Consider the following 13,674-nt stretch of genomic DNA (forward strand, 5'->3'; position numbering starts at 1 on the left):
CGGCGCCTTCCACTGCGGACATCGGCAGCGTTGCCTTCGCCGCTACGAGCTTCCTGCCTTCCTGAGCGCAGAAACCTCAACTTCATCTCACGCACCAGCCGGAAATAGAAGCCATTTCAGGGTAAGATTTATCAGGAATGGCTCTTATTTACATTACGATTTGGCCGGGGCTCGTCTGTTCCGGCGCGGAATGATCCCCGCTTGCTCTGATGACGCCCTCCGTTTCCTCGCCCCCGACCGCCCCGCACGGTTCGCTTCTAGCGTCCTTGTACCGAGACCATCAGCCCTGGCTTCTGGGCCGTTTGTGTGCGCGCCTGCACAACCGTGCCGACGCGGAAGACGTCGCGGCCGAGACGTTCGTGCAGTTGGCGGAGTCGGGTGACGCGCCGCATCTACGCGAACCACGTGCGTTTCTCTCCACGATCGCCAAGCGCGTGCTGTTTCATCTATGGCGGCGGCAGGATCTGGAGCGCGCCTATCTGCAATCCCTGATGGCAGTGCCTGAGGCCGTGGCGCTCTCGGCCGAGCAGCGTGCCCAGTTGCTTGAAGCGATCGAGCGCATAGATCGGGCGCTTGATCAACTGCCGGTTCCTGTCAAGACGGCGTTCCTGTACAGCAGGCTCGATGGCATGCGCTATCCCGAGATTGCGCAGGTGCTGGGGGTGTCGCTCGCCACCGTCGAGCGCTATATGAAGCGCGCGCTCTTGCAGTGCCTGGCATGCGAACCCTGACAGATGACGAGCGCCAGCCCGACTCGACGATGTTGGAGGCGGCGGTCGATTGGCAGGTAAGCCTGGAAGCCGGCCGCATGTCGGCCGCCGACCGCGACGCGTTTGAACGGTGGCATGATGCCGATCCCCGCCACGCCCAGGCGTGGCGCCGCGTGACGGGCGTGCTGCAGCAACCGATCACGGTCGTGCAGGAACTCAATGGGCCGTCGCATGGCCAGTTGCTCGCGGCGCGCAAGGCGCTCCTGCACAAGCGCCGGCGGCAAATGCTGCGCGGCGCGCTGGTGTTGGCAGGCACGGCAGGTGGGGGTCTGATGGCGCTGGATCGTGCGCGGCCAATCAGTCAGATGCTGGCCGATCTGAGCACGGGCACGGGCGAACGCCGCAGCTTCGACCTCCCCGACGGCAGCCACGTGATGCTCGACGCGCGCTCAGCCGTGGACCTTGATTTCTCCGGAGCACACCGGCAAATCTCGCTCAGAGCGGGAGGCTTGATTGCGCGGGTGCACGCGCACGCGGCGTCGGCTCTGGCGATCGGCACTTCCTACGGCACGCTGCGGTCAGCCAGCGGGCGCGTCATGGCGGCTCATCACGGCGATTCCGTTCGGGTCGTGGCGCTGGACGGCCCGGTAAGCGTGTCCGCCGCGGACGGTAGCCAGGCCACGCTGCAATCCAGCCAAGGCGTCCGGCTGACCCGGAGGGGGCTGCAACCCTTGTCCGGCGATCCCACGGCACTGGCCAGCTGGCAAACCGGCATGCTCAGCGTCGACAATGCCCCGCTCGAAGACGTGGTCCAGGCATTGCAGGCGTACTACGTGGGTGTCCTGCGCGTGGCGCCATCGGCACGCCTCCTTCCGGTCTTCGGCGTGTTCGCCCTTGATGATCCTGAGCAGGCCGTCCAGGCGGTGTCGGCGAGCCTCGGCTTGCGGTCCCGCCGGCTCGGATGGCTTATCTCGATCGACGTGCCCGAAAAAAATACGTGAATCGGTGAGGGGTTTTTCGTTCTCGCTCCACAACAAGGGTGAAACGAAACCTGGAGAAGCTTTCATGCCATACCGATTTATAGCGCCCCTGCGGCCTCTGGCCGTCGCCGGTTGGCTGGCCTGCGCCGCAGCCCCGCTGACCTTTCCCCTCAGCGCAGTGGCGGCGGATGCTGCGGCGGCCGGTGCTGCGGCAGCCGATGCTGCGGCAGCCGATGCTGCGGCAGCCGGTGCTGCGGCAGCCGGTGCCCGGATCGACCTGAACCTGCCCGCCGGCCCCTTGACCGGGAGCCTTACCCGCATCGGCCAGTTGGGGGGACGCAGTATTGCCGCCGACCCGGCGCTGCTCGTTGGCCGTCAGGCCCCCGCAGTCTCCGGCCGCATGACCGCATTCGAAGCCGTGCAACGCGTTCTGGCGGGATCTGATCTGCAGGCGATCAGCCTCGCGAGCGGCGCCATCTCGATCCAGCGCTTGCCCAATCGCCCGGACGCTGCCGCGCCCGAGGTCCAAACCCTGCCGGTCGTCTCGGTGAGCACCGACCGTCTTGCCAGCAACCTGATGGCGCCCACCCGCTCGGTCACCGTGATCGAGGGCGAAACGCTCGACGACTTGCGCGACAACTCGCCCAATCTGGCCACGATGCTGACCAAGGCGGTGCCTGGCATGTCGGATTCAAGCCGGAACCTGACCGATTTCGGTCAGACGCTGCGTGGCCGGAACGCGCTGATTCTCGTGGACGGCATTCCCATGAACACGAATCGCGACTCCTCGCGCAACCTGGTCAACGTCGATCCGGGGCGCATCGAACGTATCGAAGTCGTGCGCGGCAGCAACGCCATCTACGGCAGCGGCGCCACCGGCGGCATCATTTCGATCACCACTCGCCAGCCGGGTGGCGAGCCCATCGCCGAGACGAAGGTCGGCATGGACATGTCGCTGTCGAATCCGGGCGCAGCGGGGATGGGCGGTCAGGTGCAGCACTTTTTCTCGGGTAGCAAGGACCGGGTCGATTACGAACTGGATCTCTCGTACCGCCGCATCGGCGGCTCGTACGATGCGCATGGTGACCGCATCGCGCCGGATGCCAGCCAGGGCGATCTGTTTGACTCCAACACCTACAGCATCGGTGGCAAGCTGGGCTTTCGCATCGACGCCAATCAGCGCGTGCAACTGGCCGCCAGTTACCTGCGCGCCCGGCAGGATACGGACTACGCCAGCGATCCTGCCGTGTCCCGCACGCCGCTCGGCTCGACCAATGCCCGCGCCATCAGGGGCCTGGATCTCGCGCGCCAGAACGAGGTCGAGAACAAGCTGGTCAGTCTGAGCTACGACCACCGGGATCTTTGGGGCAGCAGCCTCTCGGCGCTGGCCTATGCCCGCGACAGCAGCACGCGTTTCGCGCCATCGGACTCGCGCGCCAACGTGAATCGCGGCAACAACGTCGACCAGGTCATGCAGAACAACAAGATCTTTGGCGGCCGCCTTACCATCGACACGCCGTTGACCGCTTCGGGCGATACCGCGCTCAGCTGGGGGGCGGACTTCATCCAGGAGCGCAGTGAAATGCCCCTGGACGTGTTCGACCCGCAGATCTATGACGTGAGCGGCGGCCTGCAATTCCGGCGCATCGGCACGAATACCTATCTGCCCTGGACCACCACGCGCAGCGTCGGTATCTTCACGCAGCTTCAACACCGCTTCAATGAACGGTGGTCGGCAGAGGCGGGCGTGCGTTACGAGCGGTCGAGCGCCTGGTTCGATGATTTCCAGCCGTTGTCGCAGTCGCGCCTGGCCCGGCCCGCCACCGTGGAAGGCGGGCGCATCAGCTACGACGCGTTCATGTACAACGCGGGGGTGATGTTCCAGCCCACCGACAATCATGAGCTGTACGCCTCGTTCAGCCAGGGTTTTGACCTTCCTGACGTGGGCCTGCAACTGCGCAATGCGCGTGCGGGCTTCGACATAAACTCGTCAGAGCTCCAGGCAGTCAAGACCAACAACTACGAACTCGGCTGGCGCGGACGCTTTGCCAGCACCGCCGCCTCGCTGGCCGTGTTCCGCTCCGACTCCGACCTTGGCGCGGTGCAGTCCTTCAACAACGGCCTCACGCTCACGCGGACGCGCGAACGCATCCACGGTGTCGAAGCTACCGTGGACCACTACTTCGATGACGACGTCTTGGCCGTGGGCGGCACGTTCACGTGGATGTACGGGAAGGAGAAGGCGCCGGGCGCGAGCGATACGCGCATCATGACGGGCTATCGCATTCCGCCCCTGAAGCTCACCGCCTACGCGCAATACCAGCCCAGCGAGCGCTGGCGCACGCGCGCGGAGCTGACTTACTTCGGCGCGCGCGACTATCGCCTCTCTGATGGCCGTACGCAATTCGCGCGCGCCGACGTGAAAAGCTACCTGACCGTCGATGTGATGGCCCGTTACGATCTCGACAAGCAGAACTGGTTCACGTTCAGCGTGCAGAACCTCTTCAATCGCCAATACCTGCCGCTCTACAGCCAACTGCTGCGCAGCGGCAACAACAACAGCCGCCTGCCTGCGGCGGGCGCAGTGCTCAGCATGACGTATACGCACCGCTGGTAAGCCGCCATGGCGCGCAAGGCCTGGGTCCAGGTTCATCGTTATTTGGGCCTGACCATGCTCCTGCTGCTGCTGGTCAACGCCGTGACCGGCAGTGTCTTGGCGTTTCAGCACGAGCTCGACCGCTGGCTCAACCCCCAGCTGTTCACTCCTCCACGGCAAGGCGTGGCGCTGCCGCCCGACGTCTTGATCGCGCGCGTGGAAGCGGCCGACCCGCGCCTGCGCGTTGCACTGCTGCCGCTCGATACGCGCCCGGGCGACGCCGTCGAGCTTACGGTCGCGGCGCGCAGGCCGTCGGCCGAGGGCGCGTCCGCCTCACTGGCGTTCAACCGTCTGTTCGTCGACCCCGCGACGGGCGCGGTGCTGGGGCAGCGCCAGTGGGGCGCGTGGCGCATGGACCTGCCGCATCTTATGGGGTGGATGAACCAGCTGCACCGCACGTTCCTTTTGCCTGCGCCATGGGGCATGTGGCTGGTGGGCGGCCTGGCGCTTGTCTGGTTGCTCGCGTCGCTGATTGGTGCGTGGCTCACCTTGCCGGGGTGGGTCCAGGGAAGGGGGACGTTCTGGCAGAAGTGGAAGCCCGCGTGGCAGATCAAACGCGGCGCCTCCCGGCAGCGGCTCACCTTTGATCTGCACCGTGCGGGCGGACTTTGGACGCTGGCCGCGGCTATCGTGCTCGCGGGCTCGGGCGTGTACTTCAATCTGGGCAACGAGATCTTCCGGCCGGCCGTCAGGCTGTTTTCCCCGATCACGCCGCATCCCGTCCAAAGCCTGCCCCGACATGCCGGAACGCGACCGCCGCCCGCGTACGGCATCCAGGCGGCGATTGCGCGCGCACGCGAGCATCTGCCCCCAGCGGCTCTCGGCTTCCTGCCCTGGTACGCCAGCCATCTGCCGGACAAAGGCGTTTATCGCATCGCCTTCAAGGAAGACGGCATGCGCGAGCGCGCGCTGCGCCTGCGCTATGAACAGATTTTTATCGACGATCAGACCGGCTTGCTGCGCGGCATGACGGGATACGACAGCGGTACGGCTGGCGATCGGTTCCTGATCTGGCAGTACCCGCTGCACACCGGCCGCATCCTCGGCTGGCCCGGCCAGGTGCTGGTCGCGGTGACGGGGCTGGTGGTGGCGTTGTTGTGCGTGACGGGTTTTCTGGTGTGGCGCGTGCGGCGCAAGGCGCGCCGGGGTGCGGGAGGGCGGGGCCAGGGCGGCCTCTGAGAGGCAGGTCGGAATCGCCAGCTAGAGACGGCTCCGCAGCGGTGATGCCCAGGTGCCGGCAGCGAGTCAGGCCGCAGTCGGTATCATTTCGCTTGGCTTCAACGAGGGATCACCCTCGTCACCCCTTTGAGTCCTGCCGCCATGAAGAGATCTTCTACCGCGTGGGTCATGCCTGTCGTGGCCATTTTCACGCTACAGACTGTCTCCGCGTTTCTTTCACGCCTTATCCCGATCGTTGCGACTGCAATGTCCGAAGAGTTCGGATGGAGCGGGAGTTCCATCGGCTACCTGACTGCGAGCAACGCGCTAGGCGGCCTGATGATTCTCGTTGTCGGCTCGTCCATGCTTCGGCAAATTGGAGGCACGCGCAGCTTGCAGCTTGCTCTGGTTGTGGGAACGGCAAGCATGGCGCTTTTCTATTATCCGAGCATGGCCGTGGCCCTGGTGGCCTGTTTTGCCATGGGGATGAGCAACGGGGCCGCGAACCCGGCCGGAAGTGAGGTGCTGCAGAGATTCTCGCCGCCGGAGATGCGCAATCTCATGTTCTCGGTCAAGCAGGCGGGTGTGCCACTGGGCGGAATGATCGCGGGGCTGTGTATTCCGGTAGTCATCGCCCTAGTCGGGTGGCGCCTGGCCCTCGTTGTCTGTGCGGTGATTGTTTTGGTGCCAACCGCGCTGACCTGGCGATTGAGCGGGATCCTGGATGTGAAGGGCTCGGCGAAGAAGCGGCGGCCGTCCATGATGCCTACGCTGCACTCGTTACGCATGCTCAGCGTGCCGTTGGCGTCGCTGAGAAGCAATCGCGGCTTGTTGAAGATGTCGATTGTGGGCAGCCTGTTTGCCGTATCCCAGAGCTGCTGGTTCGCGTTCACGGTGGTTTACCTGGTGGACCGGCTGGGCTTTTCATTGAGCCTGGCGGGAGCGGTATTTGCCGTGATGCAGGTAGGAGGAGTCGTCGGCAGGATTGCGTTGGGTTGGCTTTCTGACCGCTTGGGGTCGGCTACCGGAAGTTTATCGATTGCTGCCCTGTTCTCGGCAGGCACGACAATCCTCTTGGGATTTACCACCCCGCAATGGCCGCTCTGGTCTCTCATGGTTCTAGCCTTGGTCGCGGGGTGTTCTGCGGCAAGCTGGAACGGTGTGCAAATTGCGGAGGTCGCCCGCCGCTCGCCTGCCCACCAGATCGCAGAAACGGCTGCGGGGGCCTCGATATTGGTCAGTTTGGTGAACATCGTGGCGCCCGCTGCTTTCGCGGCCACGGTGGCGTTCAGCGGTAGGTACGATATCGCGTTCCTTTGCGCCGGTGCATGCTCGTTGCTGGTGCTGTTTTTCTTGCCCCGGGACGGGCGTACTTCCCCAGCGCCTTCTTGAACATCGTGCTGAACGCGGTGACGGATTTATTCGTCCCGCGACCGGTCGGCCCGCGCGCCTAGCCGATTGCCGACGACTTGCCTTGCACATTCACCGGGGATCCCGGCTCCCCCGTGAACGCCACTTCGATTCGGCAGGGCATGCCCATGTCCTCGCCTTGCAGGATGACGATTTCGCCATGTTCTTTCCGGCCCAGGTCGCGCAGCATTCCGGCAAAAGCCGCAGCGGCTGCGCCGGTTGCCGGGTCCTCCAGGACGTCGCCAATGGCAAACGCGTTGCGCGCGTGGAACAGGGTATCGCTCTCGCTGAACACGAACGCGATGGTTCCGATGCGATGGGCTTGCATGAACCGCCGTCCGTGGTCGAGGTCGTAGTTCATGCGCGCCAATGCGGCGCGTGAAACCAGCGGGACAATCAAGTGGTCGATCCCCGCGTTGGCCATGCAGGGCGCGAGCGTGGGATCCAGGTCGTCCATTGCGTAGCCGAAGAGTTCGAGCGCCTCGGCTAACAACCCGGGGCTGGCGAGTGCGCTGCGCGTCGGCGGCGAGCGCAGCACGCTTACCCATTCGCCATCCTGGATTTCAGCCGACACTTCGATTTGGGCGTTTGCCAGGGCCAGCGGATACCGGGCCGGCCCCACGGTCTGCCCAAGCACCGCGCCTAGCGCGATGGTCGCATGCCCGCAAAAGGCGACTTCGGCTTCAGGCGAGTAGTACCGGGTCCGCCACGAACCATCGCCGTTTGGACAAGAGAAGACCGTTTCCGAATAGCCGACCTCGGCCGCCACCCTTTGCATTTCGTCGGGCGAGGGGAGTTGATCGGCAAGAACGACGCCGGCGGGATTTCCGCCTTGGCCCTGGCTGGTGAATGCAGCGATCCGGTGAATGTGCATGAGGCTTTCTCTTTTGTCTCGGTGGGGCAGTTGTGTCTAGGGGGCAAGAATAAGGATGTCGAGCCAGGCCAGTCAGTGTAGCCATCGCGATGCCTGACCTCGAGCCGAGCGTCGTACGGATTTCCTCTTCAATCAGTAAGGATTTCCCTAATCCAATTTCCCTTGCGGAAAATCAATGATCTATAGGACACTTTGTGTCATAGCGCCGCGACGGCGCACACAAGGGGAATGGCATGAAGGTCTTGAGCTTGGTGGCCGCACTGGCGACAACAGCAGCTATGTCCGGAGGCGCGCAGGCCGCGTTTCCTGACCGCCCGATCCGGTTAGTGGTGCCGTTTGGCGCCGGCGGCATCACGGATATCGTTGCCCGGCAGGTGGGCAAGGGAATGGGGGACGTGTTGGGGCAGGGGATCGTGATCGAGAACCGGCCCGGCGCGGGTGGCGTGATCGCGGCGCAGGTGGCGGCCACGGCGCCGGCCGATGGCTACACGATCTTCATGGGGACGGTGGGCACGCAGGTCGTGAATCCGCTGATCTACAGCAAGCTCAGTTACGACGCGGACAAGTTTGCGCCGGTGGGCATGGTGTCCGGATCGCCGTACCTGCTGGCCGTGCGATCGGGGGTGCCTGCGGCGTCGTTCGCCGAATTCGTCAAATATGCCAAGGCCAATCCGGCCAAGCTGAACTTCGGCTCGGCGGGCAACGCGAGTTCGCCGCATCTGGGGTTGGAGTTGCTGAAGCTGACGGCGGGCGTCGACATTGTCCACGTGCCGTTCAAGAGCGGCAGCGAGGCCGTGAATGCGGCGATCGGCGAGCAAGTGGATGTGGTGATGGACGCCAGTCCGGTCATCATGCCGCACGTGGCGTCGGGCAAATTGCGTGCGTTGGCCGTGGCGTCCGACAAGCGGTTGCCGTCTGCCCCCGCTGTGCCGGCCAGCACCGAGGCGGGCGATGCGGGCCTGCGGATCAGCTCGTGGAACGCCTTCTTTGCGCCGGCGGGTACGCCGCCTGACGTGTTGGCCGCGTTGAATGCAGCTTTGCAGAAGACGCTGGCGTCGCCTGAGCTGAAGGAGCGGCTGGCCGCGCAGGGCACGCAGCTGTACACGGGAACCCCCGACGAGTACCAGCGCTTCATTGGCGGCGAAAAGACCAAGTGGGCCGAAATCGTGAAGCGCGCCAATATCAAAATGGATTAGGCAACGCGCATATGAAAGGGAGCCTTATATGAACAATGGGGTGACTCACCCGCTGGCGGGCAAGCCGCTGGAGCTGGCGGATACGCTGCGATCGGGCAACGCCTGGAAGATCCGGCTGGCCTGCGGGCTGATGGGCCTGCCGGTCAAGCGGCGCACGTTCGACATCGTCCAGGGCGACCTGGAAACCGAAGCGTTCGCGCGCATCAATCCTTGGCGGCAGGTGCCCGCGTTGTTGACGCCGGAGGGGCAGTGGCTGGCGGAGTCGCAAGCCATTCTCTGGTATCTGGGAAAAGGGACGTCCTGGCTGCCCGAAGGCCGGCTGCCACAAGCGCAGGTGTCGAGTTGGCTGAGCTTCGAGCAGACCCAGCACATGCACGCCTTCGCGCAGCCGCGCCTCTTGATCCACCTGCGCCAGACCGCTAAAAAAGACGATCCGGACATGGTGGCGTGGCGCGTCACCGGCATGAAGGCCGCCGCGCTGATGGACGCTCACCTGGCGGGCCGTGACTACCTGGTGGGCACAGCGCCGACCATCGCGGATATCGCGCTGTACCCTTACACGAGCATGGCTGAAGAGGGCGGTTATGACCTGTCCGGCTTTGCGCACATTACAGCCTGGCTGGCGCGCATGCGCGCATTGCCGGGATTTACGCCGTTGATCGAAACGGCATGACGGAGACATGATGGCCGATACGATGCACTTGGGAAAAGACGAACTGATCGCGCGCGCGCAGGCGGAAATGCAGCGCCAGTTCGAGACGCCGCAATGGACGTTGCGCGAGCGGCTGGCGCTGACCTGCCGCATCCTTTTCGACGGCGGGCACGATTCGGGCCTGGCGGGCCAGATCACCGCGCGCGCGCCCGAACCCAACCGCTATTTCACACAGCGCCTGGGTCTGGGCTTTGACGAGATCACGGCCAGCAATCTGCTGCTGGTCGATGAAGACCTCGTGGTGCAGGAAGGCGGCGGCATGCCGAATCCGGCGAACCGATTCCATTCCTGGATCTACCGCGCGCGTCCCGACGTTAACTGCATCATCCACACGCATCCGCTGCACGTGGCGTCGCTGTCGATGCTGGAGGTCCCGCTGGAGGTCTCGCACATGGACAACTGTCCGCTTTACGGCGACGTGGCCTTTCTGAAGGACTGGCCCGGCGTGCCGGTGGGCAACGAGGAAGGCGTGATCATTTCCAAGGCGCTGGGCGACAAGCGCGCCATCCTGCTGTCGCACCACGGCATGCTGATCGCGGCCGGGACGGTGGAAGAGGCCTGCGTGCTGGCGCTGCAGTTCGAGCGCGCGGCGCGCATGCAGCTGCTGGCCATGGCCGCCGGCAAGATCCAGCCGATTCCGCCCGAACTGGGGCACGAGGCGCACGACTGGATCCTGACGCCCAAGCGGTCGCAGGTGGGGTTTTCGTACTACGCGCGCCGGGCGCTGCGGAAGCACGCCGACGTGCTGAGCTGACGAGGGCGGGGCGGGGCCGCTCGACGGCGACGCCCTTTTGGGGCATTCTTGCCGGTTGTATTTGCGCCTTTCCGCCCCATGATCGACCTGCCGCACCGCCTACGCACCTTGCGCCGCCAGCAAAGCCTGTCCCTGGAACAGCTTGCGCAGCGCACGGGATTGACCAAGAGCTACCTCTCGAAGCTGGAGCGGGGCCTGAGCGAGCCCTCGATCTCGACGGTGCTGCGCCTGGCAGAGGCCTATGGCGTGGGCGTGTCACAACTGGTGGGCGCGGACGACGCCGCGCAGGATGAAGTGGTCAGCGTGGTCCGGGTTGCCGACCGCGAAGCCCTGCAACGCCGTGGCCTGGGCAGCGAATATCATTACGAGTCGCTGGCCGGCCGCCGCAAGGTCAAGGCGATGGAGCCGTTCGTCGTCCATCCGCCGCGCGAATTTCCGGACGCCGCGGCCGTGTTCCCCCACCCGGGCGAGGAATTCCTGCTGGTGCTCAAAGGCGCCATCGAAGTCCACGTGGGCGAACGCCAGTTCCGCCTGGAAACCGGCGACTCCGTCTATTTCGACTCCGAACTGCCGCACCGCATGCGCACTGTCAGCCGTGCGATGGCCGAAGTGCTCGTGGTGGCGGCGCACTGAGCGCGCGGGCGGCGTATCGAATCCATGAATGACACAGGAACAACCATGAAAAACGATCAATCGCGGCTCGTCCGCATCGATGCCGGCCCGATGAAGAACCCCGTGCCCGGCAAGCCGCGCCGTCCGATCTCGGGCGATGCCGCCTTCCGTACTGTGACCGCGTTTGAAGGCAACGCCGGCAAGGCGGAAGCCGGCGTGTGGGAAAGCACGGCCGGATCGTTCCAGTCCAACACCACCGGCTACATCGAGTTCGGCTACATCGTCGAAGGCGCGGCACGCCTGGTGGACCCGGACGGCACGGTGCATGAGCTGACGGTGGGCGAGGCCTTCGTCATGCCTGAGGGCTACACCGGCCGCTGGGAAGTGGACGAGTTCGTCAAGAAGATCTATTTCATTACCCGCATGGCCTGAAGCTGCCGGCCTGTACCCAGGAGCCATCCTCATGACCGCAATTCCCGCTGCCCCCGCGCCGGGCGCAGCGCTGCCCGCCCGCACCGCGCAGGTGGACGTCGTCTCGATCCAGTCCCAGGTCGTCTACGGCTATGTCGGCAACAACGCCGCGATGCCGGTGTTCCGCAAGGCGGGGCTGCGCGCGATTGCACTGCCCACCGTCATTCTGAGCAACACGCCGCACTATCCCACGCTGCATGGCGGGGCCGTGCCGCTGGATTGGTTCGAAGGCTTGCTGCAGGGGTTGAACGAACGGCGCGTGAGCCAGGTGGCGCGCGCGGTGGTCTGCGGGTATCTGGGGCAGCCGGGCCAGGCGAACTTGCTGGCGCAATGGCTGAAGGACGTGCGCGCGGCGCGTCCGGAGCTGCGCGTGTTCATCGATCCGGTCATGGGTGACCGCAACGACGGGCTCTACGTCAATGAAGGGCTGGTCGCGCAATACCGCGATTTGCTGGTGCCGTTGGCCGAGGGCATGACGCCCAATCATTTCGAGCTGGAATTGCTGGTTGGCCGGGCGCTGTCGTCGGTGGACGAGGTGGTGGCCGCGGCGCGCGAACTCATCGCGCGCGGGCCGACCTGGATCGTCGTGACCAGCGCCGCGCCGATGGCCGCCGCGCCCGGCACACTGCAATTGGTGGCCGTGACGCGGGATGACGCCACGGTGGTCACGCACCCGGAGATCGCCATTCCGCCATCGGTGCATGGTACGGGCGACGTGTTCATGGCGGGCGTCGCGTCGCGGCTGCTGAACGGGCTGGACCTCATCGAGGCGGTGCGCGAAGCGGCGGCCCAGGTCACGGTGACGCTGGAGCGCACCCGCGAACTGGGCTGGGAAGAGCTGGCCGCCGAAAGCTAGCGACAGGCGGGACTTGTCCCGCCTTGCCCGCTTCAGTACGTCTTGTACGGCAGGAACTTGCCGCTCATCACGATCTGCACCCGGTCACCCTTGGGGTCGGCTTCGCGCGACAGATCCATCTTGAAGTCGATGGCGCTCATGATGCCGTCGCCAAACTCTTCATTGATCAGCGCCTTGAACGTGGTGCCATAGACGTTGATCAGTTCATAGAAGCGGTAGATCAGCGGGTCGGTGGGCACGGTGCTGGGCAGCGAGCCCTTGTAGGGCACGACCTGCAACTGCACGACGGCGTCTGCAGGCAGATCCAGTACGCGGGCGGCGGCCTGCGCCTGTTCCTCGGTCATGGTCATCTGGCCCAGCAGCGCGGCGGTGGTCCATTCCTTGCTCTGGCCGACGGCTTCGGCGATGGCGCCCCACGACAGCTTTTTTTCCAGCTTGCGGGTGACGACGAGTTCGGTGACTTCAGCGCGGGACATCATGATGGTTCACTCCTTGTGATGGGCCTTGTCGACCAGGAAGTCGACGAGATGGTTGCGGATGTCGTAATAGCGGGGTTCGTGATGCAGGCTGGCGCGCGTGCGGTCGCGCGGCAGGTCCACGGTGACGGATTCGGCGATGCGGGCGTACGGACCCGCGCTCATGAGCAGGATGCGGTCGGACAGCAGGATGGCTTCGTCGACATCGTGCGTGATCATGAAGACGGTCTGGCGGGTTTCCTGGACGATGGCGCGCAACTCGTCCTGGATGGCGCCGCGCGTCAGTGCGTCCAGGGCGCCAAAGGGTTCGTCAAGCAGCAGCATCTTGGGCTGGATGGCAAAGGCGCGGGCGATGCCGACGCGCTGCTTCATGCCGCCAGACAGTTCGCAAGGTTTCTTGCCGGCGGCGTGACCGAGGCCAACCATGTCGAGGTAACGCTGGCTGTGCACGCGGACCTGTTCGCGGTTGTAGGCCGGCCAGCGCGATCGCACGCCGAATTCCACGTTCTGCAGCGCCGTCAGCCACGGCAGCAGCGCGTGCGCCTGGAACACGACGCCGCGTTCAAGCGACGGCCCCGCGACCTCGCGACCGTCCATGATGACGATGCCTTCGTTGCTGTCGTCGATACCGGCCAGCACGTTCAGGATGGTGGTCTTGCCGCAGCCGGAATGGCCGATGACGCAGACGAACTGGCCCTTGTCGATCTGGAAGTTGATGTTCTCGAACACGGGCGGCTGCGGACGGCCATCGCGTCCGGGATAGCGCTTGCCCAGCCCTTGGACCTGCAGGAAAGATTGGCTCATGCGCG

At 65.0% G+C, this 13,674-nt stretch carries 14 protein-coding genes; 11 read left to right on the forward strand and 3 right to left on the reverse strand.

The features are described 5' to 3' along the window. Positions 1-209: 209 nt before the first annotated feature. The 5 genes from B3098_RS21185 to B3098_RS21205 all read left to right on the forward strand — a co-directional run bounded on the left by B3098_RS21185 (position 210) and on the right by B3098_RS21205 (position 6,896). A complete protein-coding gene (locus tag B3098_RS21185) occupies positions 210-731 on the forward strand; it encodes a sigma-70 family RNA polymerase sigma factor (protein WP_286898804.1) in 522 nt (173 codons plus the stop codon). Next, on the forward strand, positions 719-1,711 hold the full coding sequence (locus B3098_RS21190) for a FecR family protein (protein WP_286898806.1): 993 nt from the start codon (positions 719-721) through the stop codon (positions 1,709-1,711). Before B3098_RS21185 ends, B3098_RS21190 begins: the two co-directional genes overlap by 13 nt. 64 nt (positions 1,712-1,775) lie before the next feature. Next, complete coding sequence (locus B3098_RS21195) at positions 1,776-4,307, forward strand: TonB-dependent siderophore receptor (protein WP_286898808.1); 2,532 nt, start codon at positions 1,776-1,778, stop codon at positions 4,305-4,307. A 6-nt stretch (positions 4,308-4,313) separates the two neighbouring features. Next, positions 4,314-5,525 carry a PepSY-associated TM helix domain-containing protein gene (locus B3098_RS21200; protein WP_286898809.1) on the forward strand — a complete coding sequence of 404 codons (1,212 nt, stop codon included), beginning with the start codon at positions 4,314-4,316 and terminating at the stop codon, positions 5,523-5,525. A 141-nt stretch (positions 5,526-5,666) separates the two neighbouring features. Next, entirely contained in the window at positions 5,667-6,896 is a 1,230-nt protein-coding gene (locus B3098_RS21205) for an MFS transporter (RefSeq protein WP_286898810.1), read from the forward strand. 58 nt (positions 6,897-6,954) lie between these two features. Here the strand turns inward: B3098_RS21205 and B3098_RS21210 are convergent, their stop codons facing one another. After that, positions 6,955-7,788 (reverse strand): PhzF family phenazine biosynthesis protein, encoded by an 834-nt coding sequence (locus tag B3098_RS21210; protein WP_286898811.1) that lies wholly within the window; start codon positions 7,786-7,788, stop codon positions 6,955-6,957. A 233-nt stretch (positions 7,789-8,021) separates the two neighbouring features. Between B3098_RS21210 and B3098_RS21215 the strand changes: the two genes are divergently transcribed. The 6 genes from B3098_RS21215 (at position 8,022) to pdxK (ending at position 12,389) form a co-directional block, all read left to right on the forward strand. Beyond that, positions 8,022-8,984, forward strand: coding sequence for a Bug family tripartite tricarboxylate transporter substrate binding protein (locus B3098_RS21215; protein ID WP_286898813.1), 963 nt, complete (start codon positions 8,022-8,024; stop codon positions 8,982-8,984). 28 nt (positions 8,985-9,012) lie between these two features. After that, positions 9,013-9,657: a glutathione S-transferase family protein gene (locus B3098_RS21220; protein WP_286898814.1), complete on the forward strand. Its 645-nt coding sequence runs from the start codon at positions 9,013-9,015 to the stop codon at positions 9,655-9,657. A gap of 10 nt (positions 9,658-9,667) precedes the next feature. Next, positions 9,668-10,450 (forward strand): aldolase, encoded by a 783-nt coding sequence (locus B3098_RS21225; protein WP_279974874.1) that lies wholly within the window; start codon positions 9,668-9,670, stop codon positions 10,448-10,450. A gap of 78 nt (positions 10,451-10,528) precedes the next feature. Beyond that, positions 10,529-11,083 carry a helix-turn-helix domain-containing protein gene (locus tag B3098_RS21230; RefSeq protein WP_056563890.1) on the forward strand — a complete coding sequence of 185 codons (555 nt, stop codon included), beginning with the start codon at positions 10,529-10,531 and terminating at the stop codon, positions 11,081-11,083. 45 nt (positions 11,084-11,128) lie between these two features. Beyond that, on the forward strand, positions 11,129-11,494 hold the full coding sequence (locus tag B3098_RS21235; protein WP_175185756.1) for a cupin domain-containing protein: 366 nt from the start codon (positions 11,129-11,131) through the stop codon (positions 11,492-11,494). A gap of 31 nt (positions 11,495-11,525) precedes the next feature. After that, entirely contained in the window at positions 11,526-12,389 is an 864-nt protein-coding gene (gene pdxK, locus B3098_RS21240; RefSeq protein ID WP_286898815.1) for a pyridoxine/pyridoxal/pyridoxamine kinase, read from the forward strand. Between the two features lie 32 nt (positions 12,390-12,421). Here pdxK and cynS read toward each other — a convergent pair whose 3' ends face one another. Next, a complete protein-coding gene (gene cynS, locus B3098_RS21245) occupies positions 12,422-12,865 on the reverse strand; it encodes a cyanase (protein ID WP_056324548.1) in 444 nt (147 codons plus the stop codon). 9 nt (positions 12,866-12,874) lie between these two features. Further along, positions 12,875-13,669, reverse strand: coding sequence for an ABC transporter ATP-binding protein (locus tag B3098_RS21250; RefSeq protein WP_286898816.1), 795 nt, complete (start codon positions 13,667-13,669; stop codon positions 12,875-12,877). Between the last annotated feature and the right edge of the window lie 5 nt (positions 13,670-13,674).

It is taken from the genome of Achromobacter sp. UBA2119, assembly GCF_002331005.1.
Classification (GTDB): domain Bacteria; phylum Pseudomonadota; class Gammaproteobacteria; order Burkholderiales; family Burkholderiaceae_B; genus Achromobacter; species Achromobacter animicus.